At 69.3% G+C, this 25,217-nt stretch carries 23 protein-coding genes and 3 pseudogenes; 14 read left to right on the top strand and 12 right to left on the bottom strand.

Annotated features, from left to right (window positions below):
- Window positions 1-297 precede the first annotated feature (297 nt).
- The 3 genes from ABT025_RS35995 to ABT025_RS35985 all read left to right on the top strand — a co-directional run bounded on the left by ABT025_RS35995 (window position 298) and on the right by ABT025_RS35985 (window position 3,058).
- Entirely contained in the window at window positions 298-2,076 is a 1,779-nt protein-coding gene (locus ABT025_RS35995) for a CocE/NonD family hydrolase (RefSeq protein ID WP_351002887.1), read from the top strand.
- Window positions 2,077-2,205: 129 nt separating this feature from the next.
- Window positions 2,206-2,445 (top strand): LapA family protein, encoded by a 240-nt coding sequence (locus tag ABT025_RS35990; RefSeq protein WP_351002885.1) that lies wholly within the window; start codon window positions 2,206-2,208, stop codon window positions 2,443-2,445.
- A 55-nt stretch (window positions 2,446-2,500) separates the two neighbouring features.
- Window positions 2,501-3,058, top strand: coding sequence for a GNAT family N-acetyltransferase (locus ABT025_RS35985; RefSeq protein ID WP_351002884.1), 558 nt, complete (start codon window positions 2,501-2,503; stop codon window positions 3,056-3,058).
- Window positions 3,059-3,521: 463 nt separating this feature from the next.
- Here ABT025_RS35985 and ABT025_RS35980 read toward each other — a convergent pair whose 3' ends face one another.
- Window positions 3,522-4,481, bottom strand: a complete 960-nt coding sequence (locus ABT025_RS35980) for a MerR family transcriptional regulator (RefSeq protein ID WP_502972110.1) — start codon at window positions 4,479-4,481, stop codon at window positions 3,522-3,524.
- Window positions 4,482-4,580: 99 nt separating this feature from the next.
- Between ABT025_RS35980 and ABT025_RS35975 the strand changes: the two genes are divergently transcribed.
- Window positions 4,581-6,107 carry an alpha/beta fold hydrolase gene (locus ABT025_RS35975; protein ID WP_351002882.1) on the top strand — a complete coding sequence of 509 codons (1,527 nt, stop codon included), beginning with the start codon at window positions 4,581-4,583 and terminating at the stop codon, window positions 6,105-6,107.
- Between the two features lie 232 nt (window positions 6,108-6,339).
- Complete coding sequence (locus tag ABT025_RS35970; RefSeq protein ID WP_351002881.1) at window positions 6,340-6,963, top strand: SMI1/KNR4 family protein; 624 nt, start codon at window positions 6,340-6,342, stop codon at window positions 6,961-6,963.
- A gap of 121 nt (window positions 6,964-7,084) precedes the next feature.
- Here the strand turns inward: ABT025_RS35970 and ABT025_RS35965 are convergent, their stop codons facing one another.
- Window positions 7,085-7,519 (bottom strand): VOC family protein, encoded by a 435-nt coding sequence (locus ABT025_RS35965; RefSeq protein WP_351002880.1) that lies wholly within the window; start codon window positions 7,517-7,519, stop codon window positions 7,085-7,087.
- Between the two features lie 162 nt (window positions 7,520-7,681).
- On the opposite strand from ABT025_RS35965, the gene ABT025_RS35960 reads away from it, so the two are divergent.
- Together ABT025_RS35960 and ABT025_RS35955 are read left to right on the top strand one after the other, a co-directional pair.
- Window positions 7,682-8,383: a 2-phosphosulfolactate phosphatase gene (locus ABT025_RS35960; RefSeq protein ID WP_351002879.1), complete on the top strand. Its 702-nt coding sequence runs from the start codon at window positions 7,682-7,684 to the stop codon at window positions 8,381-8,383.
- A 966-nt stretch (window positions 8,384-9,349) separates the two neighbouring features.
- A complete protein-coding gene (locus ABT025_RS35955; RefSeq protein WP_351002878.1) occupies window positions 9,350-9,982 on the top strand; it encodes a cation:proton antiporter in 633 nt (210 codons plus the stop codon).
- A 156-nt stretch (window positions 9,983-10,138) separates the two neighbouring features.
- Here ABT025_RS35955 and ABT025_RS35950 read toward each other — a convergent pair whose 3' ends face one another.
- Entirely contained in the window at window positions 10,139-10,534 is a 396-nt protein-coding gene (locus ABT025_RS35950; RefSeq protein WP_351002877.1) for a winged helix-turn-helix transcriptional regulator, read from the bottom strand.
- A gap of 151 nt (window positions 10,535-10,685) precedes the next feature.
- Between ABT025_RS35950 and ABT025_RS35945 the strand changes: the two genes are divergently transcribed.
- Together ABT025_RS35945 and ABT025_RS35940 are read left to right on the top strand one after the other, a co-directional pair.
- Window positions 10,686-11,420, top strand: a complete 735-nt coding sequence (locus tag ABT025_RS35945) for an alpha/beta fold hydrolase (protein ID WP_351002875.1) — start codon at window positions 10,686-10,688, stop codon at window positions 11,418-11,420.
- Window positions 11,421-11,492: 72 nt separating this feature from the next.
- Window positions 11,493-11,699 (top strand): hypothetical protein, encoded by a 207-nt coding sequence (locus ABT025_RS35940; RefSeq protein WP_351002874.1) that lies wholly within the window; start codon window positions 11,493-11,495, stop codon window positions 11,697-11,699.
- Window positions 11,700-11,975: 276 nt separating this feature from the next.
- Here the strand turns inward: ABT025_RS35940 and ABT025_RS35935 are convergent, their stop codons facing one another.
- Entirely contained in the window at window positions 11,976-13,235 is a 1,260-nt protein-coding gene (locus ABT025_RS35935; protein ID WP_351002873.1) for a nucleotide sugar dehydrogenase, read from the bottom strand.
- A gap of 304 nt (window positions 13,236-13,539) precedes the next feature.
- Between ABT025_RS35935 and ABT025_RS35930 the strand changes: the two genes are divergently transcribed.
- Together ABT025_RS35930 and ABT025_RS35925 are read left to right on the top strand one after the other, a co-directional pair.
- Window positions 13,540-13,698 carry an RAMP4 family protein gene (locus tag ABT025_RS35930; protein ID WP_351002872.1) on the top strand — a complete coding sequence of 53 codons (159 nt, stop codon included), beginning with the start codon at window positions 13,540-13,542 and terminating at the stop codon, window positions 13,696-13,698.
- A 31-nt stretch (window positions 13,699-13,729) separates the two neighbouring features.
- On the top strand, window positions 13,730-15,034 hold the full coding sequence (locus ABT025_RS35925) for a glycosyltransferase family 2 protein (RefSeq protein ID WP_351002871.1): 1,305 nt from the start codon (window positions 13,730-13,732) through the stop codon (window positions 15,032-15,034).
- On the opposite strand, the gene ABT025_RS35920 is transcribed toward ABT025_RS35925, so the two are convergent.
- The 3 genes from ABT025_RS35920 to ABT025_RS35910 all read right to left on the bottom strand — a co-directional run bounded on the left by ABT025_RS35920 (window position 14,959) and on the right by ABT025_RS35910 (window position 17,370).
- A complete protein-coding gene (locus ABT025_RS35920; protein ID WP_351002886.1) occupies window positions 14,959-15,522 on the bottom strand; it encodes a transposase family protein in 564 nt (187 codons plus the stop codon). The genes ABT025_RS35925 and ABT025_RS35920 overlap by 76 nt on opposite strands.
- A 172-nt stretch (window positions 15,523-15,694) precedes the next feature.
- Window positions 15,695-16,591, bottom strand: a complete 897-nt coding sequence (locus ABT025_RS35915) for a hypothetical protein (RefSeq protein ID WP_351002870.1) — start codon at window positions 16,589-16,591, stop codon at window positions 15,695-15,697.
- Window positions 16,592-17,049: 458 nt separating this feature from the next.
- Window positions 17,050-17,370, bottom strand: a complete 321-nt coding sequence (locus tag ABT025_RS35910; RefSeq protein WP_351002869.1) for a hypothetical protein — start codon at window positions 17,368-17,370, stop codon at window positions 17,050-17,052.
- A gap of 347 nt (window positions 17,371-17,717) precedes the next feature.
- Between ABT025_RS35910 and ABT025_RS35905 the strand changes: the two genes are divergently transcribed.
- Entirely contained in the window at window positions 17,718-18,503 is a 786-nt protein-coding gene (locus ABT025_RS35905; RefSeq protein ID WP_351002868.1) for a hypothetical protein, read from the top strand.
- Here the strand turns inward: ABT025_RS35905 and ABT025_RS35900 are convergent.
- Both ABT025_RS35900 and ABT025_RS35895 read right to left on the bottom strand, forming a co-directional pair.
- A pseudogene (locus tag ABT025_RS35900) lies at window positions 18,464-18,786 on the bottom strand (transposase); the annotation flags it as partial. The gene ABT025_RS35905 and the pseudogene ABT025_RS35900 sit on opposite strands and share 40 nt — an antisense overlap.
- A gap of 104 nt (window positions 18,787-18,890) precedes the next feature.
- Window positions 18,891-19,490: a hypothetical protein gene (locus tag ABT025_RS35895; RefSeq protein WP_351002867.1), complete on the bottom strand. Its 600-nt coding sequence runs from the start codon at window positions 19,488-19,490 to the stop codon at window positions 18,891-18,893.
- Window positions 19,491-19,517: 27 nt separating this feature from the next.
- Here ABT025_RS35895 and ABT025_RS35890 point away from each other — a divergent pair, with 27 nt between their 5' ends.
- Complete coding sequence (locus ABT025_RS35890; RefSeq protein WP_351002866.1) at window positions 19,518-20,129, top strand: hypothetical protein; 612 nt, start codon at window positions 19,518-19,520, stop codon at window positions 20,127-20,129.
- Window positions 20,130-20,715: 586 nt separating this feature from the next.
- Complete coding sequence (locus tag ABT025_RS35885; RefSeq protein WP_351002865.1) at window positions 20,716-21,798, top strand: magnesium and cobalt transport protein CorA; 1,083 nt, start codon at window positions 20,716-20,718, stop codon at window positions 21,796-21,798.
- A 353-nt stretch (window positions 21,799-22,151) separates the two neighbouring features.
- On the opposite strand, the pseudogene ABT025_RS35880 reads toward ABT025_RS35885, so the two are convergent.
- The 3 genes and pseudogenes from ABT025_RS35880 to ABT025_RS35870 all read right to left on the bottom strand — a co-directional run.
- Window positions 22,152-23,936: pseudogene (locus ABT025_RS35880) on the bottom strand (AfsR/SARP family transcriptional regulator); the annotation flags it as partial.
- Between the two features lie 429 nt (window positions 23,937-24,365).
- Window positions 24,366-24,575 (bottom strand): annotated as a pseudogene (locus ABT025_RS35875) (helix-turn-helix domain-containing protein); the annotation flags it as partial.
- 9 nt (window positions 24,576-24,584) lie between these two features.
- Window positions 24,585-24,851, bottom strand: coding sequence for a hypothetical protein (locus ABT025_RS35870; protein ID WP_351002864.1), 267 nt, complete (start codon window positions 24,849-24,851; stop codon window positions 24,585-24,587).
- Window positions 24,852-25,217 lie beyond the last annotated feature (366 nt).

The raw sequence follows: 25,217 nt of genomic DNA, 5'->3' as shown, positions 1-25,217 counted from the left end.
GCCCCCGCCCCCCCCCCCGCCCCCCCCCCGGGGCCTTCGCCGTGTCCGCCTGGCGCACGTGGGTGCGCCAGGCGTGCGGGGGTGTGGCCCGAACGGGGCCGTGATGCGGAGAAGCTGAACAACCTTCAGGAAACGCTGTCCTGAGCGTTGACACCGCTATGACCTGTGTCACAGCATGAGCGCGGCCCAATACTTACCGGTCGGTAAGGTGTCCTCGGTGTGGAGGTCCTCGTGTCGCGTGCTGTCTCCGGTTCCCGCTCCCGGCTCCGGTCGAAGTCGTCGAAGCCGTCGAAGTCGCTGTCCCGCAGACCACTCGCCTTCGTCGCCGGGGCCGCGCTCGCCGCTCCCCTGGCGCTCGCCGGCACCGCACAGGCGGGAACGGCTGCCGCCGCGTCCGAATACACCGTCACCCCGCTGAAGTTCACCGTGTCCGCTGGCGGTCGTTCCTGCACCGTGGACGCCGACCTCTACCGCCCCGCCGGGGTCGACGCGCGGCACCCCGTGCCTGCCGTCCTCGCCACCAACGGCTTCGGCGGCAGCAAGTCGGACGGTTCGACCGACGGCATCGGCAAGTCGTTCGCGTCGCGCGGCTACGCCGGACTCGTCTACTCCGGCCTGGGCTTCGGCAAGTCCGGCTGCCTCATCACCCTCGACGACCCGGAGGCCGACGGCAGGGCGGCCGCCGCCCTCGTCGACTTCCTCGGCGGAACACGCGCCGCCGACGACGGCACCAAGGCCGACTTCGTCACCCAGGACGGCCCCGGGGACCCCACCGTCGGCATGATCGGCGGCTCGTACGGCGGGGCCATCCAGATGGCCACCGCGGCGGTCGACCCCCGCGTCGACGCCCTCGTCCCGCTCATCACCTGGAACGACCTCGGCTACGCGCTCGCTCCCAACAACACCGGCGCGGCAGCGGGTGTCTCCTCCGACACCGCGGGCGTCTTCAAATGGCAGTGGACCAACGGCTTCTACCTGATGGGGGAGGGGCAGACGATCCTCAGCCCCAGCCTCGACCCGTCCCGCTTCGGCAGCCTGGACTGTCTCCACTTCGCGGCTCGGGCCTGCGACACCATCCGGCTGCTCAACTCCGGCCGCTACCCGGCCGACAGGACCGCCGCCATGCTCGACTACGCACGCAGCGTCTCGCCCGTCTCGTACCTGAACCGCGTCAAGGCACCCACCCTCCTGATCCAGGGCCAGGCCGACAGCCTGTTCAACCTCAACGAGGCCACGGCCACCTACCGGACGCTCAAGGCGCAGGGCACCACGGCCAAGATGATCTGGCAGGCCTGGGGTCACAGCGGTGGCCAGGCGGAGGGCGAACTCGACCTGGGACAGGGCAATCTGGAGACCAGCTACGTCGGCGGGCGCATCCTCGCCTGGTTCGACCGCTACCTCCGCCACGAGGCGACGAGGGACACCGGACCGGAGTTCGCCTACTACCGCGACTGGGAGAGCGGCTACGGCACCGCGGATGCCGTCCCCGGCCCGACGCGGAAGATGTACCTGTCCGGCGACGGCAAGCTCGTCGACAACCGCGCCAAGGTCGCACGAGGCAGCCGCCAGTACACCAACTGGCTTGTGCCCACCAGCCACTCGGAGAGCTCACTCGCCGGACTCATCGGGCTGCCCGATCCGAAGCCGTACGACACCAAGGGCACCTACCTCGGCTGGACCAGTGCGCCGCTCGCCTCGGCGGTGGATGTGGTCGGGGCCCCGAAGGCCACGCTGAAGGTCGTCTCGCCGAAGACGGAGCGCGTGCAGGACAGCGGAGACGCCGCCGACAAGCTCGTCCTGTTCGCCAAGGTGTACGACGTGGCACCGGACGGCAGCAGGACGCTGGTGAACCGGCTCGTCTCGCCGGTCCGGGTGCCGGACGTGACCCGGCCCTTCACCGTTCAGCTGCCCGGCATCGTCCACCGGTACGAGGCGGGGCACCGGCTGGAGTTCGCGATCGCGGCGAGCGACAGCGCGTACTTCGGCAACCGCGGCATCAAGCCCGTCACGGTCGTCAGCGCGCCCGGGGACACCGGAGTGCTGGAGCTACCGGTGGTCGGCGGCACGGCGGAGTGAGGCGGTAGCAGCGGTCGGGCGCGCGCCGTCACCCGAATGGCCGTACAGCACCGCCCCTCGGCAACCGGACCGAGTCATCCTGGTGCTCCGGGGGGCGGTGGGTACCGGAACCAGGGAAGGGGCGGCTCCATGAGCCCGAAGGACGTGTCGAGCGGCAGCAAGCACAGCGCAGGTGCGTTCACACCGGCACGCATTCTCGTCATCGTCATCGCGGTCCTGTCGGTCGTGTTCATCGTCGAGAACACCGAAGAGGTCGAGGTCCGCCTCATCGTCCCGCTGGTGACCATGCCGCTCTACGTGTGGCTGATCGTGATGTTCCTGGCCGGCATGGCCTGCGGTGGGTACTTCTTCCGCAGACGGCCCAAGTAGGCGTCCTCGCAGCCCGGCCCCGGTGGGCCGGGCTGCGACGATCTACGCTGGGCCGATGTCCGACACCACCTACCTGGCCGAGGGGCCGCGCACAGCGATCCGCCCCTTCACACACGCCGATGCGGACGAGTTCACCGCGCGGGTCCGGGAGAGCAGGGAGCTGCACCGCCCCTGGCTGTTCCCGCCGGCCGACCTCGACGCGTACGCCGCCTACGCGGGCGTGCTCATCGAGGACCCGACCAAGGCGGGATTCCTGGTGTGCGAGCGGCACGGCGCCGCGGGTAGCCCGGCCGACGGCTCGATCGCCGGTTTCATCAACATCAACAACATCGTCATCGGCGGATTCCGCTGCGGCGCGCTCGGCTACGGCGGTTTCGCCCACGCAACCGGGCGCGGCCTGATGAGCGAGGGGCTCGACCTCGTCATCGGGCACGCCTTCGGACCGCTCGGCCTGCACCGGCTGGAGGCCAACATCCAGCCCTCCAACGCGGGCTCGATCGCCCTGGTGCGCAGGGCGGGATTCCGGCTGGAGGGCTTCTCACCGGACTTCCTGTTCATCGACGGGGCCTGGCGCGACCACGAACGGTGGGCGATCACGGCGGAGATGCGCTGACGCCTGGTTCGGGACGCCTGTCCCCGCCGTCGCCTCAGCCCAGGACGCTCGTCCGGTCGTAGCAGACGGCCCACGGTCCGGCCCCCGGTGCAGCAGCATGCCTTCCGTACGGCCGGCACGCAGACACGGGCGGTGGCCCGGCCCGGGCCCGGCTCCGGCGCGACGGTGGTCCGGCCCGGCGCCGGCGCGCGGATGCTGCGGGGCGTGCGGGGAGCGCCGGACGGGCAGCGCCCGCAGCAGGTCCCGGACGCCGTGCGCGGGGACGTCGTCGTGGGCCGCCGACGACGCGACGGCCGACGACGCGACGGCCGACGACGCGACCGTACCGGCCGGCATGACGGCGGCACGGGCATCACCCGTACTCGACCGGGTGCCCGGCGCACGGGACGGGCTGTTCGGCCGGGGCGGCCCGGGAGCCGTACGCCGAGGCCGGGCGGGGCCGACCGGGAGTACGCGGTCGGACTCAGCCCGCGGCCGCGGCGGTCTGCGCGTCCAATGCCGCGAACAGCCAGTCGTGCGCGGACCCGGGGGTCGGCTCCGGCGGACCGCCGGGCGCGGTGATCACGTCGGCCGTCAGCTCCCAGTACCGGTCGATCCTCGGGTCGGCGGCGAGCTGACCGGCCAGCAGGCCGCGGAAGGCCGGAGTGTCCCGGCTGTCGTACGCGCTCGCGTACGCGCCCACGAAACTGTCCAGCTCCTCGCCGGAGTGCGGCTCCACACCCCGGCGCAACTGCGTGCCGGCCAGTTCGTACGCCTGCGCGAGACCCGCGTACAGCGCGGCCGACGCGCGGGCCTCCGAGGCCTTGTGCGCCTCTGGCTGGGTCCGCTCGGCGCCCGTGCACGGGCGGGTCACGAGCGCGTTCAGCCGCGCGAAGGCGAGCACCTGGGCCGGAGTCGGATCGTCGGGAGGCTGAGCCACCGCCACCTCCAGAAAGGCGGTCGTTGCCCGAGCCGGCATCCGCGGCGGCAGCCAGGCGCGCCAGAACCGGGCCAGGGGGGCCGTGTTCGGCGGGCCGGCCACCGCCCCGATCAGCCGCAACCGGTCGGCCCGCTCCGCGGGCGGGCACTCCAGTACCAGCCGCATCCCCGCCTCCCGCCAGCGCAGAGCCGTGAGCTGGGAGCCCAGTTCCCGCAACTGCCCCGCGACGACGTCCTCCAGCACGCTTCCCGCCCCGGCCTCCGCCCCGTCCTCCTCCTCGTCGAGGACGCGGCGTACCTCGCGCACCGGCAGGCCGAGACCGCGCAGGGAGCGGAGCATACGCAGCCGGCCGAGCGCGTCGGGGCCGTAGCGGCGATGCCCGCCCGCGCTGCGGGACGCCTCCGGCAGCAAGCCGTTGTCGGAGTAGAAGCGGACCGCCTTGACGGTGATGCCCGCGCGTTCGGCGAGCTCACCGATGCTGCACAGGCCGTCGTCGTGCGACATGAACACTTGAACCTCCCTCAGGGGGAGCTTCTACCGTACCGGCGAGGGCGGCGGACGAACGTGGCCCGACCGCCGACGACGGATCGCAGAGGAGAGGTCATGACCGAATTCATCCTGGTGCCGGGCATGTTCACGGGGGCGCACGTGTGGGCGGAACTCGCTGCCTGCCTGGTCCCGGCGGGCGCCGGGGTGCACACGGTGGCCCTCACCGGTCTCGGAGGGCCACCGGGCGCCGCGACGGACGGCATCGACCTGGAGACACACATCGAGGACGTGCTCGCGTTGATCGACTCGGTGAGTGCCGAGGCCGGCCCGGACCGGGAGATCGTGCTGGTCGGGCACGACTACGGCGTACACCCGGTGCTCGGCGCCGCCGACCGCCGAGCGGAGCGCATCGGCCGGATCGTCTGCCTCGACACGGGACCGGGCCGCAACGGAGTGCCCGCTCTGGCCGCCGTCGCGGACCCGTCCGTGCGCGAGAAGGTGGCCGGGCACACCGGAGCGGGAGGGGCCGACCGGGGGCTGGCCGCCCCGGCCCGGGACGAGTGGCAGCGCTGGGGCAGCACCGCGGGCATTCCCGAAGCGGCGCTGGACCGGCTCACCGCTCTCGCCTCGCCGCAGCCACTGCGCACGCTGCTCCAGCCGCTGCGGCTGTCCGGCGAGGTGGCATCGGTGCCCGTCACCGGGGTGCTGTGCAACGGGAACGGTTCGAGTGTCGAGATGGTCCAGCGGCGGGTGGACCTCGGCGACCCCGTCTTCCTGGCCCTGGCCGACCCCCAGGTTTCGTTCTTCGAACTTCCCACCGGGCACTGGCCGATGCTGTCGCTCCCGGCCGAGCTGGCCGAGGTTCTGCTGCGGGCCGCCGCGGGCGAGGGGCACCGGCTGGTGGCGCCCGGCTCGGCGGAGCCGCCCGCGCATCTGCGGCCGTTCCTGCTGGACGTGCCGGAGATCCCGCACGAGCGGACCGGCAACGTCGATCTGTACCTGCCCGAGGCCGATGGCCCCCGGCCGGCAGTCCTGTTCGTGCACGGCGGCCCGGTGCCGGCCGGGGTCCGGCCCACCCCGCGGGACTGGCCGGCCCTCAAGGGATACGCCCGCTACGCGGCCGCGGAGGGGGCGGTCGGCGTCACCTTCGATCACCGCCTGCACGACATGGCCGACTACCCGCGTGCCGCCGTGGACGTGGCGGCCGCGGTGGAGCTGGTCAGAGCCGATCCTCGGGTGGATCCCGACCGGATCGCGCTGTGGTTCCTCTCGGGTGGCGGCCTCCTCACGGCGGACTGGCTGAGGAAGCCGCCGCCGTGGCTGCGCTGCCTGGCGGCCTCCTACCCGATCCTGGTTCCGCTTCCCGGCTGGGGGCCGGTCGACGGCCGGTTCCACCCGGTGGACGCGGTGGCGGGCGCGGGCGCCCTGCCCGTCGTGATCACGCGGGCCGGGCGTGAGTCGCCCGAGATCGCCGCCACCGTCGAGGAGTTCCTGGCCGCGGCAGGGAAGTGCGAGGCGGACGTCGAGGTGGTCGACGTACCGAACGGCCGGCACGCCTTCGAGACCCTCGACCCGACGGAGGAGTCGCGCGAGGCTGTGCACCACGCGATGCGTTCGGTACTGGCCCACCTGTCGGCCTGAGCTGCGTCGGCCTGAGCTGCGGCCCCGGTGTCCGGTGTGGCGGTCGCGATCCGTCGGCGTGAGCGGCGGCTCCGGTGCGTCGGTCGCGATCCGTCGGCTTGAGCGGCGGCTCCGGTGCGTCGGTCGCGATCCGTCGGTCGTGATCCGGGTGCCGTCGACCCTCAGGACCCTGGTGGGACGCTCCCGCACCACGGCGGGGTTCCGGCGGATCGCTCGCGGCTACGCTCTCCGTATGACCACCGACTGGTTGGCGGAGGCCCGACGTACGGCCCGGGGGCGACGTTCGGACGATTCCGGTTCTCCCGCGAGGCCGGACGACTGCCCGGCGCCGCCACTGTCCGAAACGGAGATCTGTGAAGCGGAGGCGGAGCTGGGCATCGTGTTCCCGGACCAGTACCGCGCGTACCTGCTCCGCGGGGGCGCGGGCGACGGGGTGAACCGCCTGCGCCGGTCCGCGGCGGGCTGGGGCTGGCACGGGGATTCGGACACCAACTACGACCTGCTCACTACCGCCTTTCCGCATCCCGACTCCTACGGCGCCGACGAAGAGGAGCTGAACGCGCGCGAGCCGCTGACGGGCGACTTCCCGGACGAGAACGCCTACCGGGCAGCGTGGCGACAGTGGGACGCCGAATACGAGGTGTTCCAGGAGCGCAAGACGTCCGGCGCCGTGTTCGTCCAGGACAACGGGTGCGGCTTCGCGACGCTGCTCGTCGTCACCGGCGCACTCCGCGGTTCGCTCTGGTTCGACGGCCGGGCCACCTGCGACCGGATCATTCCACTGCACCTGGCCGGCCGGCCTGTCTCGTTCGAGGAATGGCTCGGCCGGGTTTCCATGGCCCTGGTCGGCTGGTGAGGGACGTACCTTCCCGGACCGTCGTTCACTCGTATCCGTACGGTCACGTGGCTGCCGTCGGACGGGACTTCGGGGCTTGATCCCGTCGGATTCCGGACCTGCGCGCGCATGCCGCTGACTCTCAGTCGAGACAGAACTCGTTGCCCTCGATGTCCTGCATCACGAGGCACGACTCGTTGTCGTCATCGGCGGGCAGGAGTTGCACGCGCACCGCGCCGAGAGGGATCAGCCGTGCACATTCGGCCTCGAGCGCGGCCAGGCGCTCCTCACCGACGAGCCCGGTGGCGACCCGCACGTCAAGATGCAGCCGGTTCTTGACGACCTTGCCTTCGGGGACGCGCTGAAAGTACAGCCGTGGCCCCACACCTGAGGGATCACCGCAGGTGAACGCCGCCCCCTGGTCCTCGGGCGCCGACGAGCGATTGAACGCGTCCCACGTGGCAAAGCCCTCCGGCGGCCGAGGTACGACGTACCCCAGCACCTCGCACCAGAAGCGAGCGACGCGCTCAGGTTCTGCGCAGTCGAAGGTGACTTGGAACTGCTTGATCGACGCCATCGGCCCACCATAGCGCCGGGTTCTTCCCGGTCCGCAAGGCCCGGCCCCGGCCCGAGAGTTCCCTGCCCATCGACGGTGTGAGGCGCTGCGCTCCGAGACCGTCGAAGTGTTGTGCATCACTCACCGGGCGCCTCGGCTCGGGCATGCGTGATCATGAGCGGCATGGACACTCGATTCCTTGGTACCGCCGATCTGGCCGAAGCCCCGACGGTGGCGGTCGTGGTCGACGTCATGCGCGCCTTCACCGTGGCCGCCTGGGCGTTCGGCCGGGGGGCGGAAAAGATCGTTCTTGCCGAGTCACTGGACGAGGCGCTGGCACTCAAGGAGCGCCACCCCGACTGGGTGGCGCTCAAGGACGGTCCGCCCGCTCCCGGGTTCGACACCGTCAACTCGCCGGGCATGCTGCGCTCCATCGACCTTTCCGGCCGGACCGTCGTGCAGAAGACCACGGCGGGTACGGTCGGCGCCCTTGCGGTCAAGGAGGCCCAACTGGTGTTGTGCGCCTCCTTCGTGGTGGCGGAGGCGACGGCTCAGCTCCTGCGGACACGCGAGAGCGGCAGTGCCACGTTCGTCGTCACCGGCGAGGACGGGCGGGCCGACGAAGATCTGGCGTGTGCGCAGTACATCGCGGGGCGAGCCACCGGGGCCGGGACGGATGCTGCCGGGTTCCTCCGCCGCGCTGCCGAGTCACGTGCCGCCACCGAGCTGGCGGAGGGTGTGCGCCAAGGAGTCCACCCCGACGACATCGCACTCTGTCTTGAGCTCGACCGGTTCCCTTTCGCCATGGTGGCGACCCTGGAGGGGCCGCTCATGGTGGTGCGGCCACACGCGGTGCCTTCGCTGAAGGAGGAGACCCCTGCCTGACAGCTCGGTGCGGTCGCATGCGACTCCTTGGCCGGCCCGCGCCGCGGGGCCCTGCTCAGGGGCCCGGCGCTCGTCCGTCATGTGCTCGTCCGTCATGCGCCCCGGGAGCGCGGAACCCGGCGCGGTTCGATGCCGCCGGTGAAAGTCGCTCCGCTGCGGGTGAGCGACGCCCCGCAAGGGCGCCCCACGAGCCGGACGGGTCGTGGGGCGCACGTGGGCGGAAGCGGTTCCTCACCGCCTGCGGTGAGACCCCCAACCGATGGCAGCGAGGATCGCGACAGCGAAGCCGGCTGCCTCGGTCGGCGTAGCTGACCTGGTGATGACGAGTGCGGCGCCGGCCGACGACACCGCGATCACAGGAACCAACGAGATCAGCTCCTGCCTGGAGCTGTTGCGTTGGGGCATGGCTGTCTTACGCTTGCGTGGCAAAGGACTGTTCCTCTCTCGGATACCCCCGAAGGGCACAGCGCCTCGGGTCCTCAGCCGCCACCGCCAAGTAGTCGGCTGGGGGCCCTTTTTGATGGGCGCTCGCCTATGAACTCAAACCTCGTCGGCGGATACAACCCCTTCCGGGAAGTTTTTTTTGATTCCTCGGTGTCGATACCGTCACAGCCGCATAATCGCTGGCGGTCGAGTCAATCAACCTTGAAGAACAAGGAATTGTGACTCTCTGACTCGCGCAATTACACGCCGTGCATGGTGTGTGCCTGTGAACATTACGCACGGAGGCCGGTCAAGGTGGTCACCTGCCCCTCTGAGGGGGTGATCTCGCCTTCGAATGCAAGGTGGAGGCTCGATGCGACAGGTGGGTCCGCAGGCTGGAATCCCGCGGCTACGCCTCCTCGGGATGCGAACCGCTCCTCGCTCGCGAAGGGGCACGCGGCCGCCCGTCCTCTGCGGGACGGAGCCTGCCCTGCGCTGATCGTCCGTCCGGACGGGCGCGGCCGTGCTTCACAATGTCTCCCTGTGACGAGCACCTTGATGACCACGGCCATCGCGATCTTCGGCACGCTGCTGGGCAGCGGACTGACCGCCTTTGTGGCCGCCCGGATCGAACGGCGAAAGAACGAGGCTCTGGAACGGCAGCAGATACGCCAGGAGGCCGCACAGGATCGCGCTGCGCTTCGTGACCTGCGGGTCGAGCACCGGAGGTGGCGCAGGGATCGTCGACAAGGGGCCTACCAGGGCTTGTTGGATGCGGCGCATGAGGCGCAGGGGGCCATCTGGCAACTGGCACGGCTGACGCTGGAGCCCTACGACCAGCATCGCTATGACATGCGGCGGGGTGCGGCCATCGACGCGGTACGCGCGACGCGGCAGGCGGCGACCACGGTCGAGCTCGAAGGACCCGCTGGTGTGGCGCAGGCCGGTGCCGAGTACGCCGAAGCCGTGGACCGGCACGTCCACCCGCCCATTCAGTACCTGATGGAACTGAGCAAGGGGCCGCTGACCGATGAGCAGGAGGATCGCTATCGCTCCGCGGCTGCGGAGACGGGCCCTCTCCTGGACGGCATGCGGCAGCGCTTCATTCCTCTCGCGCGTGCGGCTCTGGACGAGTTGGCGGAGGAGTCCGACCGGGGGACACGAGCGGCTGCGTGAGATGTGGAGCGGCTGTCGGACTCCTCGTCAGGGGCTCGGCCTCCGTGCTGTCGACCCCGGCGTCCGCACGCTGTTGGGCGCGGCAACGGTTCACCGATGACCCGGGGAAGCTCATCGAGTGGCACCTGCCGGTCTGTGGGTGCAACCGGGCGGGGGTCAGGCGGGCGGGGTGTCGGGGCGGGCGTCGTACACGGCGCGGGCGGCGTCGATGTGTGTCAGGTGCGTGGTGCTCCACTCCAACAGGGGTGCGGTGGCTTCGCGGAGGGTTCTGCCCATCGGGGTGAGTTCGTAACTGACGTGCGGTGGCATGACGTTGCGGACCGTCCGGGTGAGGATCCCGTCGCGTTCCAGGCCGCGCAGGGTGACGGTGAGCATGCGCTGGCTGATCCCGTCGACGGCCCGCTTGAGTTCGGTGAAGCGGCGTGGCCCCTGGCTGAGGTTACGCACGATCAGCAGCGACCACTTGTCGCCGACGATGCCGAGCACTTCACGGGCCTGGCACGGGCCCTCCGCATTTGCCGGCGACGGCTCGTCGCCCACTGTGCCGCTCATGGTTACCTCCAGAGAACCGGGGCACCTGAATGTGCCTTATTGATCGGGGCGTGGCAGGTGCCGCACGATGAATGCGGTTCCCGAAGAATACCGAGGCACAAACAGGAACCGTGATGTTCCCGTGCCTCCACGCCTCCAAGGAAGTCCCCGCATGTCAAATTTTCTGCTCGTACACGGTGCCTGGCACAGCGGTCGGTGCTGGGAGCGGGTGGCCCCGCTGCTGGAGTCGGCCGGGCACCGCGTGTTCGCGCCCTCGCTGACCGGCTACGGCGACAAGGCGCACCTGCTGGGCCCCGAGGTGGGGCTCGACACACACGTCGAGGACGTCGTGAAGCTGATCCACGAGGAGGACCTGACCGAGGTGGTGCTCGTGGGTCACAGCTACGCGGGGCTGGTCGTCTCGTCCGTGGCCAACGAGGTACCGGAACGGATCGCGCACCTGGTCTACCTGGACGCGATGGTCCCGGAGCACGGCGAGACCGCCGTCGACGTGCAGCCCATGACCCAGAACCTGATCGACCTGGCCGCCGGGACCGACCAGGGCTGGCGCATCCCGCCGCTGCCCGAGATGCCTCCGCCCCTCGGCCTGTTCGGGGTCACCGACCCGGCAGACGTCGCATGGCTGCGCGCGACCCTCTCCGACCAGCCGGTGCGCTGCCTGCAGCAGCCGGTCCGGATGGACAACCCCGCCGTGGCCTCGGTTCCGCGTACGCACATCCACTGCGTCGGCGCAGAGCCGGAAGGCATCGTGCGGCGGCCCGTCCCCGCGACACAGCCCAACGGCTCCCCGGCACGGATAAGGGAACTGCCGACGGGACACGACTGCATGATCACCATGCCGTCGGACCTGAGCGAACTGCTGCTCGAATCCACCTCTGCTGCTTGAACCCACCCTTCAGTAGCAGCGAACGGGGCCGCGCAGCCGCTGTACGGGGTCGACGGGTGGTTCCGGTTTACCGTGCTGCGTTCCGCGCTCGACCTGGCCGGATCGTTCGCGGAGGTGGCACAGGCGGCCACTGCCCCGGTGGCCGCCGCCCAAAGGTCCGTCGTCGACCACGAATGCGAGCCGATCCTGTTCCGAACCTTCTCGGGTGGCTACGGCCGGACCCGCTCGCTCACCTCCGCCCAACGCGCCCTGTTGCGGGCGTTCGTGGACACCGACTAGGCGACGGGCAGCATCCGCGGCAACTGGTTGTGGTTCCGCGCGGCCGGGCTACCAGGGAACCGGGAGGGCATCGCCGCGTTGCTGTGACGCGACCCGCCACCGCACCCCGTGCCCATGACTGGCGGCACGTGCGTCCAGCCCGGGGCGTGCCGATCCTTCCCAGCTGTAGGTTCTCGCGCGGCGTGACATGAGCCGTGCTTCGACCAGTGTTTCTCTCGCAGTCTCGCGGCGTTGACACACGGCCCAGTCTCACGAGCCGTGTTGTGCTGAGCCTTGTCAAAGGCGGGCAATGTGGGGGTGGGGGTGAGTGGCGCCGCGGGTGTCCAGGAGGAGTGGGGCGAGGCGTTCGATCTCGTGCATGTCGAATGCTGTGTGCTGCTGCAGGAGGATTGCCAGGTCTGTCTGTTCGAGGGCTGTGGCGAGGCTGGCGTTATGAGGTACGGGTTCACCGTCGACGTCCCAGTTGTTGACGTAGGGATCGTGATAGGTGACCTGCGCTCCGTGCGCGCGAAGTTCTCTGAGAACGTCCAGGGCGGACGTTTCGCGTTGGTCGGCGATGTCTGCTTTGTAGGTGACGCCGAGCAGAAGAACTTTCGCGCCGCTGAGCGCGATGCCGTGGCTACCCAGGAGTTGCTGGGCGCGTTCGACGACGTAGCGCGGCATCCGGGCGTTGATTTCCTGCGCCAGTTCGACCATGCGGAAGGGATACCCGAGCGTGCGGACTTTGTGGGCGAGGTAGTTCGGGTCGATGGGGATGCAGTGACCGCCGACTCCCGGCCCCGGGCGGAACGCCTGAAAACCAAAGGGTTTGGTAGCGGCGCAGGAAATGGCGTCCCACAGATCGATACCCAGCTCGTGGGAGAAGATCGCCATCTCGTTGACCAGTGCGATGTTGACGTGCCGGTAGGTGTTTTCGATGAGTTTGGCCATTTCGGCTTCGCGAGTGCCGGCGGCCTCAACGACGTGATCGACGATCTTTCTGTAGAAGATCGCCGCAGTCGTGGTGCAGGCATTCGAATATCCCCCGACGACTTTGGGAGTGTTGCGGATTCCGTAGGTAGTGTTCCCCGGATCGACCCGTTCCGGGGAGAAGGCCAGATAGAAGTCGCTGCCCGCGCGGAGTCCCGACTGCTCAAGAATGGGCAGCACCACCTCGTCGGTGGTTCCGGGGTAGGTGGTCGACTCCAGCACGACGAGGGTGCCCGGGCGCAGCCAGCGGCTGACCATCGCGCAGGCGTTCTCGACCATGCTCAGGTCCGGTCCACCGTGATCCGACAGGGGAGTGGGAACACAGATGACCACGGTGCCGGCCTCAGCGATCACGCGCTCGTCCGTGGTCGCCATGAAGCCTCCGGTGCGCAGGTCCGCCACCGCTGCGTCGTCCACGTCGTCGACATGCGACGTGCCGTCGTTGAGCCGTGCGACAACACGAGCGTCGCAATCCAGGCCCGTCACGCTCAGACCCGAACGGCCGGCCTCCACCGCGAGAGGCAGACCGACGTAGCCGAGGCCGATGACGACGAGGTCGCAGCGCATGACGTGCCTTTCGGATTGGCTGGGTGGCGAAAGACCGGACGCAGTCCGATTTCGGAGAATGCTGCCTCCAGTGCCGACCTCTGGCGACGTCAACGACGATGCGGGGAGAAAGCCGGTGTCCATCCCGGTGGGAACGCCTTCAGGAGACGTTTGGTGGTGACGCTACGACAGGAGGGCAGGTGACCGACATCACCGCGCCACCGATACGGCCATTACCGTGAAATAAGCCGGTCCCGCGCCCCGTCCGGCTCCTACTGGGCGTAGTACCGAGGGCTTTGGTGGATGCTCAGGCCGGAGGTGTTACATGTACGGAAAAGAAAGCCTTGCCCAGACCGGAGCCGGCATCACGATGCTCGGGGTCTCGATCGCCTACGAGTGGGTGCTGGCTGTCATTCTCTTCGTCGTCTTCGGCGGCGCAGTACTCTACCGTTACGCCAATCGTCGCAACCGCTATGCACCGTAGCGCCGCAGCCCGGAGCGGCGTGGTCGTCTGCGTGCTGGGCGTGATCGGGGCGGTCGGCTGGGCGGCCACCTGCCGGTTGGTCATCAACCCCGACGAACGCTTGTTCCTCACCATTGTGTATCTGGTCAACGCCATGTTGATCACCTATTTTGTGGCCGCTGCGCAGATCAATCGCCGGCACGGTCGCGGTCCCGTCGCGCAGGGCCGGGTCGTCGCGATCGTTCCCGCTTTCGAGGAGGAGCCCGCGCTCCTGGAAGCCACGATCGCGGCCCTGCTGCGCCAGACCCGCCCGGTCGATGAGATCCATGTCGTCGACGACGGGTCGGTGCGTCACCCGCTGCCCTCTTTCGACCACCCCCGCGTATTTCTTCACCGCAAGGACAATGCAGGCAAACGCCGGGCTCAGGCCCACGCTCTGTCGCATCTGCGCCGTGAGGACTGGGACTTCGTGATGACGGTGGATTCCGATTCCGTGGTGGAGGACACCGCGCTGGAATACCTGCTGCGGGCGATGTCCCAGCCACGAGTGATGGCCGCCACCGGCTTGGTGATGACCCGCAACCACGACCACAACCTGCTCACCCGGCTCATGGACCTCAACGTGGGGACGGCCTGTCTGGTCAACCGGGCCTCACGATCGGTCTTCGGCGTGGTCGAGACCACCTCAGGAGCGCTGTCGCTGTACCGGGCTCCGATCCTCTTCGACAACGTCCGCGACTACGTGAGCTCGGGCACTGCCGGCGACGACCGCCGGCTGACCATGTACGCCCTCCTGCGCGGCCAGGTCATCGCCGTCCACGACGCACGCGTCCACTCCGCTATGCCCACCACCATCCGCGACACCTTCCAGCAGCGTGTTCGCTGGGGTAAATCGGCCTGGGCCGCACTGCCCTTCGCCATCACCAACCTCTCCTGGAAGCAACTGATCGCCCCGCTGGCAGGCTCGGTACAGTGGCTGTTCCTGCCGGCCGTGGCAGCGATGGTGGCCACCGGCGCCTTCTCCGGAACGCATCCGCTGTACCTGTGGACCATCGGCTGCTCGTACGTGCTCGTGCGCTACTTGGAAGCCTCCCAATACGTCATGCAGCGCCCGGGCATGAGCTTGCCCGGGCGCCTATGGCGCCTGCTGTGGGCCACCCCCGCCGAAATCCTGGTGACCCTCCTGCTGCTGTACCCGGCAAAATACTGGGCTGTCGTTCGTATTCGGCACTGGGGCTGGCACACCCGCGGCGACGCCCATGCCGGCGCCCGCCGCACCGACTACGCCGCCATGCCCCTGCACCCTGCGGGCGAAGACCCCGCCCACCGAGAGCCAGAACCCACTCTCATTCCATAGCCCGAGTCCCGCAGCAGCGACACGGACGGCCGCAGCCAGCACCGGACGCGCGAGTTCCATGCCCACAACGCCGCTCCGCCGGCCGAAGGTTGACTCCGTGACCTTCGGTTGGCGCTCAAGCACGTCCCGCGCAGTGTGCTGCACGATGGTGGGGCGCGGTCCTGGTCGACGTACCTCTCGTCGGTGATCCGGTTGGTACTGCAGCGGAACTTCCGCAGGAGGCGCCAGGCCTTGAGAGTGGCCATGGCCTGCTCGCCAAGGCAGCGGATCCTGGCGTGACCGCTGTTGTGACGGCGCTTCCATTTCCTCGCACGGCGGCCCCGGAACGGGACCCGGACGGGTCCACCCGCTTCTTGGTACGCCTGGTCCGCCCAGCACTTGAGCCGTGCACCGGTGAGTGCCCCGACGATGCCGGGAGTTCGGGTGGTGGTCAGGTCGTGCGTGGAACCTGGAAGGCCTGAACCGTCGCGTGGATGGCCGTGGCGTATGGCACCTCGTCACGGCTGACACGGTCGCTACTGCAGTCAGAACAGCCGGCTTCACCGACTGCGGGCCAAGTGCCCCGATCCCCCGTTGGAGACGTCTCTCACGGCCTCCCGTGCCAAGTCCGTAGATAGAGATGATGGCTAACGGCCCTCTTCAGCGATCTTCCAGCCGCGCCTACAGGGCAGCCGTGGCGAGGAGCGCTTCCGCCTGGGCTCGGTTCAGAATCGGTGGGGCCGGTGCCGGCGCGGGACACGTGTGTGGGTTGAGGTGGAAAGACAGGATCCAATTCGCGAGGGGGCTGTCGGTCTCCACGCTCGTCGTGATTCGCTCACGCAGAGCCAGTGGGATGTCCGGGCGGGCTGCGATTGCGGTGCGGACGAAAATGTCCGGGTCCCGTGCCAGCAGATCACGCAGGTCGGCAGGCAAGTCCGGATGGGCGGCGGTGGCCTCGCGCACGGCGGAATCCGGGTCGGTAGCCAGTTCCAGCACCGGGACTGCGTATGGGACGGCGGCGGCCCGGGTTGCCGGATCAGAGAGCAGACCTGGCAGTAGGTCCGCTGGCGGGGAGTATGCCGAAACACTGTTCCTACGGACTGTGGCATCGGCATCCGTCAGCAGAGCCCTCCGTACCCGGTCCGGGGCATCACGCCAGTGCTGGATGACGGACGACCGCACACTGGGTTCTGGGTCTGAGGCCAGGCGGGCCAGCAGTTCGGGCGACAGGTGGTCGTTCATCGCGAGAATCGACCGCACGGAGGGATTTGGATCGCCTGCCAACCGGGCCAGCAACCCCGGCGGCTCATCCGCGACACTCGCGGCGGCTCCGCACCGGACCGACGGCTCCGGATGCTCCGCCAGGCGGGCCCTGACGTCGGCGGGCACGGAGGTGTTGGCCGCGAGGGAACGTGCCGATCCGAGTTCGATGATCTCCTCGATCATCTGCCCGGTCAGGTCCCGACGCCGCAGTGCTGCCGAGCGGCGGGCTGCTGGATGCCGGAGCAGACGCCACACCAGATCAGGGGGAAGATCCTCTTGGGCTGCCAGCGTGCTCAGTTCAGCATCCGGATTCATGGCCCGCAGGCTAAGCGCTGCACGGGGATTCGTGCCACAACGCCATCGTCCTTCGACCCGCCCCACCCGCCCGCACGTCACAGCTGCCTCAAGTGAGGCCACTCGCCATTCGCGAATGGCCGTCATCGCCGAGGTGGCCGTCGCGAGATTCGCGTGGCACGGCCGCGAGCGGCTCGGTCTCCTCCGGGTCCGCGAGGAGGCTGTTGGTGGGTTCGGCTATCAGAACGTGCGGAATGCGCATGAGTGTGTGTCCACGCTGCCCACCTTTTGACAACGGCTCGTCGAGATCGCTGAAATTCTGTGCTCGAGGCCGTGCATGACGAGTTCGAGTACGCGTATGCGATCAGTCGGCCTGGCCGACTGCGACTGAGCGTTCTCGTTGGCCCTTGAGCGATGTACCAGGACCAGGACCCGCGCACTTGCCCGCCTCGCCCGTTGCTGGGGCTGAGCTGGCGTTGTCAGTACCGGACCTCTGTGGCTTTGTACCCTTCGAGCCCTGCCGGGACGAGGGCCGGGACAAGGGAGTGCAGGTACCAGGCGAGGTCGGTGAATTCCGGCGCCGCCGGGATGCGGCGACGTTCGATGGAGGGCACGAAGGAAACGTCCGTGCGGCCGGGCAGGAACAGGAGCATGCCCCCTGTACCCGCTTCCTGGTGGTAGACGTCGAGGGCCACCGCGTAGGGCAGGTTATCCGGCGCGTCCAACAGCGTTACCACCTCGCCGATGCCGTCGGGCGCGCTGTCGTACCAGTCGTGCATGTCGTCCGCATCGTTGAGCATGTACGAGACGCCCCCAGGCGGTAGCACCGCGGTCCAGCCCGCTCCGGTGAACGCGTCCAGAACGGCCCGCACGGTGGTCGGGCACGTGAAAGTGAAGTCGATGTCGGCATCTCTGGATCCCACGGGTCCTCCGGGCAGGGTGAGCGATAGCCCCGCATCTTCGCCTGCGGAGCGCAGGGCCGTCGATCCGTTTTCCCACCCGGGTTCTCGGCCGCGCCCGGGCCCTGTCGTGTGCGTGGGCTGTGTCGAGATGCGCTCAACTGGCTTCCCAATGGAGAAGTCAAGCCGTGGGACCGGTGCTGATGGCCGGTAACGTGACTGCCTGACAGCCGTACCTTCCCTTGGAAATGAAGTTCAGGATGCACATCCTGGAAGATCCATCCGAGCTCTCGCCACGCGCACGAGACCTCCTGCGTCGCACCGGCCGGCAGGAGTCCCCCACTCGGTTCGGGCTGCCGATGGAGCACTGGCGAGTGCGCGACCACGCGGGGGAACTCGTCCCCGCTCCCATGGAACTCATCATCCGGTGCGAGGGCTTCGAGCAGAAGTTCGGTGGCCTGCGCTACGAGATACGACGTAGCTGGATCGTCAACGGGGACCGGTACGAGACCACCCGCGGGTGGGAGTACGACCACCTCGGTCTGCGGACGGCAGCATGGCAGGACCCGGAAAGAGGAGGCTGGTACTTCGAATGGACCGGCGAGCGGGTGTCGAAGCCGTGCCGGGACTTGATCCACACCAACGGCGGTGTGGGCACCGACATCGACGGCGGCAGCCCCTATCTCCCCATCGCCCCGTCGCTCCCACATCTGATCGAATCACATGCCCTCACCGACACCGTCGCGACGTGGAAGCCATGGCCCATGGACAGCCTTGCCGCCTCGGCCGTCCAACTCCTCGACGGCCTGGTGGAGGTGCCTGAAGCCTCATGGGGTTCCTCGCGGTGGCGGCTGTCAGACACCGTTGCCGTCATGGACTACGACACCTGGCACCAAGAGGACCCGTGCCGCAGGACGCTCGTCTGGTCGCGCGAAGTAGCCGGTCACCGTCAAGTGCAGGCAGTCCTGGACGGGATCGCACAGCAGGCCCGCGATCAGGGCGACGCCGTGTCTGGTGGTGGCACGACCGCGTAGAGGCGCCGGTCCCGGATCAAGGCCGATAGGACGTTGACACGGCGGCGGGCGAGGGCGATTAGGGCCTGAGTATGGCGTTTGCCTTCGGCTCGTTTGCGGTCGTAGAAGGTCCGGGAGTTGGGGTCGTAGCGGACGCCGGTCAGCGCGGACATGAAGAAGACGCGCTGGAGACCGTGATGGTAGTGGCGGGGACGGTGGAGATTTCCGCTCTTCTTCCCCGGCATGAGAGGCCGGCGAAGGCGGCCAGCCGGTCTGGGGTCGCGAAGAAGGTGAGGCCGCTGCCGAACCCAGGGCGAGCGGGGGCGGGCCGCACTGCTGCACCCAATGGATTCCACTCAAGGCGCGTCGGCTGACCGTCGCCCGGGGCGCCCCGCTCCGCCTGCGGTCTCATTGCCGCAGGGGTCGCCGGGCGAGGTCGATCGCGTAAGTGGCCTGGCCGGCGGCCTCTGTGGACCAGCGTTCGGCGGAGTTGATGTTGAGCCCCAGGAGGCGTGCGACAACGGAGGGCGGGAGTTCGGCGGTGAGTTCGATCAGGGTGGTGTTGCGCGCGGGGCGGGCCCGGATGCCGAGCTGGTTGAGGGCCAGAGGCAGAGCGCTTGCGGAGATGGGCTGGCCGGCGTCGCGTCCGGGGATCAGCCACGGGTGGTCGGGCGTGCGGCCCAGCGTGCCGTGGCCGTGCCGGCGTTCGGCGAGCGTGACAACGAGCTCGGCCAAGGGGCCGGGCAGGGCGCTGGGCTGCGGTCCATGGGCGAGGTGGACGGTGTCGCCGGTGCGGGTGACCTGGTCCGGGCGCAGGCGCGCGGTGCGGCTGACGGGCTGGGCGTAGAGCCGGAGGAGCAGTCCGGCCAGGCGGGTGGCCGTGGGCAGGGTGGTGTCGTGCAGGAGGGTGCGGATCAGGGCCCAGCGTCGGTCATGGCCGACCACCGGCGTCGGGATGTCGCCCCTTGTGCGGCGGATGACGATCCGACTGGCGTGCTGGTGGGTCACGGCCCAGGACAGGAAGGTGCTGGCGACGTGTCGCAGGTGGTGGCCGCCGACGAGCCAGCCGTCGATGTCGTGCTGGGTCGCTGCCGTAAGGCTGGTGCCGTGTTCGCGCAGCCCGCCGTGCGCCGGTGCACGGTCCTCGACTTTCCCCGCAACCACCACAAGGTGGCGTGGGCCGCCTGGCGCCTCGGCGGCGACCGCGACGCGGCGCTGCGGCTGATCGGCGAGGCGGTGCTGACCGAGGAGGAACCGTTCTACGGTCCGCTCGTCTGGCTCGGCGATTTCGGCCCGGCGGCCGCGACCTACGCCGACCGGGTGCGGCATGTCATGGAACATGGTGACACCTGGGCGCGGCTGCAGGCGGCGGTCGCGCTCTGGTCGATCACGAGCGAGCCGGAACCGAGCGTGTCCGTCCTGGAGGAGTACCTCCCTCCCGTTGCCCACGGCGACGACACCTACGGCAGCTTCCTCGACGCGCTGCAGGCCCTCGCCCGGATCGGCACCATCTCCCCAGCAGCGCGTGCGGTCCTGCGTACGGTGCAGGGATTCGACCGGAGGCTGGCGGCACACCGTGACTACCGGGCGATCCTCCAGGACGAGGAGATCCGGTCCGCGATCGACGACGTCCTCGCCCTACCGTGACAACCGGCCGACGGGCCGTGTCCGAGACAGGCGCGGTGCCCGCCGACGGCCATGGGCAGTGAGGGCGGGGAGACCGAGTTCGGCGGCTCCAGCAGCAGAGGCCACACCCCGGTCCGCTGCTCGATGCACCCGCCGAGCAGCTCGTCGGAGGAATAGGGCCCGCGGCCCCGCCGGTGACGACAACCTGCCTGCGACAACTGTCGTGCCTCGGCTCACTGGCGTCACCTGATCAGTGGCCACGCTGAAAACGCTCGGTGATTCGGCCGTAGTCGGAGGCAGCGGCCGGCACTTGCCCGCACCGCCTGACAGTTGTCAACGCTCATTGAGATGCCCGGGTAGGCCTCCCGCGGAGGCCCAGGCCGGTGGCCATCAGAAACCCGGCGCGTGGCCAGTTGTGTTCCCGGGGTGGGGGTCAGTTCAGAGGGACCACTCGCGGTGTGAGCGGTGTGAGCGGTGTGAGCGGTGTGGGGGCCGGAGTGCTGTGACCTTGACGCGACTCTGATACCCGGGGCGCGGCACCGGTACACCGCGCCCCGGTGGCGGGTGGCACACTGGCCGCCCGTTCGCCGAAGGAGTCGCAGTGCCGATGCTCAGCAACATCCGCCGCGCGGTCCGCCGTAGCCAAGGCCTTGCCGTGGACCTGAGCCATCCGGCGCGATCGCCGCTGGGTAGTTCGGTGGTGAACTGTGTGGTCTATCGCGACGGCGTACGGCAGGACGGGCACGGAGACGTCGAGGACTGCCTGCGGCGCGTGCGCAAGGCGGGCGACGGGTTCGTCTGGATCGGTCTGCACGAGCCGGACCGCGAGGAGTTCACCGGCCTCGCCGCACTGTTCGGCCTGCACCGGCTGGCCATCGAGGACGCGGTCCAGGGGCATCACCGGCCCAAGGTCGACCGGTACGGCGACATGCTGTTCGCGGTCTTCAAGACCGTCTGCTACGTCGAGCACACGGAGCTCACCGCGACCAGCGAGGTGGTGGACACCGGCGAGCTCATGGCGTTCGTCGGCGCCGATTTCGTCATCACGGTCCGGCACGGCGGGCACGGCTCCCTGGGCCCGCTGAGGAACGATCTCGAGAGGTTTCCCGAGCAGTTGGCCAAGGGGCCGGCCGCGATACTGCACGCCATAGCGGACCATGTGGTGGACGAGTACGCGGCCGTGGCCGACGCGGTGCAGAGCGACATAGAGGTCGTGGAGAACGCCGTCTTCAGCGCGGACAGCGGCAGGGGTGACGCGGGCCGCATCTACCAGATCAAGCGGGAACTGCTGGAGCTGAAGAGGGCGGTGGCGCCGCTGGACCGGCCGCTGCAGCGGCTCGCCACACAGCCCGTCCCCGTCGTCGACGCGGAGATCCAGGCGTATTTCCGCGACGTGGCCGACCACCTGGCCCGGGCCGCCGAGCGGATCGCCTCCTACGACGCGCTTCTCGACTCCATCCTCCAGGCCCACCTCGCCCAGGTCGCAGTCGCCCAGAACGAGGACATGCGCAGGATCACGGCCTGGGCCGCGATAGTCGCCGTGCCGACGATGGTGTGCGGCGTCTACGGCATGAACTTCGACCACATGCCCGAACTCTGCTGGACCTACGGCTATCCCCTCGTCCTCTGTGTCATCGCCACCGCCTGCCTCGTCATCCACCGGGGCTTCCGCCGTAACGGCTGGCTCTGATGCCGCTCGCGGCATCACTGCCGCGAGCCCGTGGTGGTCGGGACGCCTGCACCGGGCGGGCGGCGGGTGCCGTCGAGAAGAGGCCGAGTGGCGCTCGATTGTGTGGACCTCTTCGAGAGCCCGTGTAATTCTGCGGCGATCGCCTCACTTGGTGCAGCCATGAGGAGGAGGGCCGGGGCGCCTTCAAAGGGGTTCAGTGCCGCGGCGGGAGGCTCCGCTCCCGGGGTTGTCCCGGGTCCCTTCGTGGTGGACGGTGCGCTGCTGGACCTCGCCGCCGGGCTGGCCGGCAGCACCCCGCCGATCTCGATGGCGTGCGAGTGTCGGCGAGGGGGTCATGTAGCGCGGAGAGAGAGTGCGAAGAGCCGTGCCAGAGCGTGTACTTGATAGTGACCTGGTCCTACGGGCATAAGCAGACCGGCATCGATCAGTCCTTCCACGAGAGCCTGTCCCTGTGCTGGGCTCCGGTCGAGAAGAGCTGTCGATTCGGACATGGACAGGAAAACGCTGGTCGATGTGCTCAACAGCCGGAAGGCGCGGGCCTGCTCAGCATCCAGCTGAGCGTAGCTGTGTTCCATGACAGGTCGCACCGCCAGGTCTCCAGCCTGCAGTTGAGCCAACCGGCCGGTCTCATCCGAGAGCAGTGCCGCCAGCGTCGCGATCGTCCAGGTGCGGCGGGCCGCCACGCGGGAGGCGGCAATGCGGATGGCCAGAGGCAGGAAGCCGCAGGCGGCAACCACATAGCGGGCCTCACTGCGCTCCGAGTCGACTCGTTCGGGACCCACCATCCTGGAGAAGTGCTCGAACGCCTCCTCGGGGGACATCACGTCGACGTCGACGAGGTGAGCGCCGGCCAGGTCGACCATGCGGACCCGGCTGGTGACCAGGGCCGCGCAGCCTGCCGTGCCGGGGAGCAGGGGGCGGATCTGGGCCGCGTCGTGGGCGTTGTCCAGTAGGACCAGGACGCGGCGGCCGTCGAGCGTGGAGCGGTAGAGCGCGGCGCGCTCGTCCAGTGAGTCGGGGACCGCCGAATCCGGCACGCCGAGCGCCCGCAGGAACGCCCCGAGGACCTTCCCGGGCTCGGCGGACCGGCTGCCCGCGCCCTGGAGGTCGACGTAGAGCTGCCCGTCCGGGAAGTGCCGACGGGCCTGGTGTGCCACGTGGACAGCCAGGGTCGTCTTGCCGACGCCGCCGATGCCGGAGAGGACGGAGACGCCCTCCGCGACGGCGAGGCGGTCGCCGATCTCCCGGGCGAGCGCGGTGCGGCCAGTGAAGTCGGGGACTGTCGCAGGGAGTTGTGCGGGGCGAGCCGGGGCCGCCGCCGCGGCGGGTCGGGCCGCCGGGCGGGCCAGTTCCTCGTCGGCCTGGAGAATGCGTTGCTGGAGCTGGGCCAGTTCGGGGCGTGGGTCGACGCCCAGTTCCTCGGCGAGCAGCCGCCGGGTGTCGGCGTATACGGCGAGGGCCTCGGCCTGGCGGCCGCTGCGGTACAGGGCGACCATCAGGAGTTCGCGCAGCCGTTCGCGCAGCGGGTGCGCGGCGGTGAGCGCGGTGAGTTCGGAGACCGCCTCCGCGTGGCAGCCGACCTCCAGGTCCAGGTCGAGGCGGGTCTCGGTGAGCTGGAGCCGCCACTCCTCCAGCCGGGTCCGCTGGTACTCCGCGTACGGGCCGGGAACGGAGGCCAGGGCCTCGCCGTCCCACAGGGCCAGCGCCCCGTTGAGATAGGCCCTGGCCCGTTGGTGGCTGCCGGAAGCCCGATCCTTCTCCGCCTCCGCCGCCAGGTCCTGAGCCATGGTCAGGTCCATTGCCTCGCGTTCGATTCGTATGGTGTACCCGCCCGATTCGCTTGTCAGGACGAGCGGGCCCAGGGTCTTGCGGAGCCGGGAGGCGTAGGTGCGAAGCGCCGCCAGCGCCTGGGAGGGAGGGTCCTCGCCCCAGATGGCGTCGATGAGTTCGGCGGCCGTGGCCGTACGTCCTTGCCGCATGAGCAGGGCCGCCAGCAGGGCACGCTGCATCGGTGAGCCGGACGGCAGCGTCTCGTCGCCCCGCCGGGCCCGCACCGGTCCGAGCACGGAGAACTGGAGCTCCGGGGATCGCTCCGCGCGTATCGGTGCCGCCCTGACAGGCCCGTCACTCGCCCGTATCCCGGGTCTCGCCGCCGCAGAGACCACCGGTTCCACACCGGTCGGTCTCTGCGGCGGCAGAGGCGACAGAGGCGGCACAGGGGGGACTTCCTGCCCGAGCACTCTCCGCCAGGTGTCGATCCACAACGGATGCTCGGCCGGTCCGATCGAGCACGCGCTCAGAAATCCCGTCAGCTGATGGACATCGCGCGGCAAGGTCCGGCTCCGAACGATGCGGTGCGCTGTGCTGTGCGGGAGACAGCCTGTACCCGCCTGCCTCTCCATCTCACGCATCGACGGACGGCCGGCCAGCTCGTACAAGGTGCGCAGCCCGGCTTTGAACGAGCCGATGCCATCGATCGTCAGTGGATTGGGTGAACCTCGTGGCGGGCCGCCGGAGCCGCGGACACAGGCCTGCTGCCACAGTTCCATGGCCTTGTTCTCCGACGCCCCGCAAGCCCGCGCGTACATCCGTACGCTCTGCTCGGTGGGAATCGACCGACCTGATGCCGCCCGTTGAAGGGTCGTCGCATGGCATGCGGAACGGTCGGCCAGATCCGCGTACGAGTATCCGCGGGCCGATCGTTGGTCGCGCAGCCATTGGGCCAACGCGACCAGTGCCTTGTTCGACGAGGTGATCGGCCTCTCCTTGCGCCCCACCAGTGACGCTCAGGCGGTGGTGAACGCGTGCAGGACGCGGGCGAACCTGCGGCCCGGGGTCCGGCTTCTTCCCCGTACGGCCATCAGCGTGCCCGCAGCCACCACCCCGGCGCCGCTCAGTACGGACAGGACCGACGACGGGCCCAGGCCTGTCGCGGACAGCCCGCACGCCAGCACGGCGATCACGACGATGACGACAGCATCGACGGTGGAGAGCTGGTTGCGGCGGGGTTCACCGTGCACCACACAGCGAGTGGGAACGGACGGATGCGACATGGTCGTGCCTCCTGAGGTCGAGAGGCTCCCACGCGTCACGGCGCGAGAGCGGGTGCGGGCTCCAAGTCCTTGCGTCCGAAGGGCGTTTGCCGACGCCGATCGGACCTGCATCCTGTCATTGGGCCGACCGTTCGAGGGATACCCTTCAAGTCCATTGATGCGTGGGTGTCCACGCCGGTGCATTCCGTTGACGCAGCAGTTCTGAAGGTCCCCGCCGCCTCGACCAGCAGGTTTGCGTGACGGAGTGAAATCGTCGCCGGTTGGACAGCGTTTACTGATGGTTTCAGAATGAGGTTCGGAGTCGTCTCAAGCAGATGATGCTGCAGGCGAGTTGGAGTAGTCCGAGGTGGAGGTCGGCTCGTATCT

It is taken from the genome of Streptomyces sp. NPDC002809, assembly GCF_040295435.1.
Classification (GTDB): Bacteria; Actinomycetota; Actinomycetes; order Streptomycetales; family Streptomycetaceae; genus Streptomyces.
Note: the sequence above shows the minus strand (reverse complement) of the source record. Positions and strands in the feature narration are given on the sequence as shown.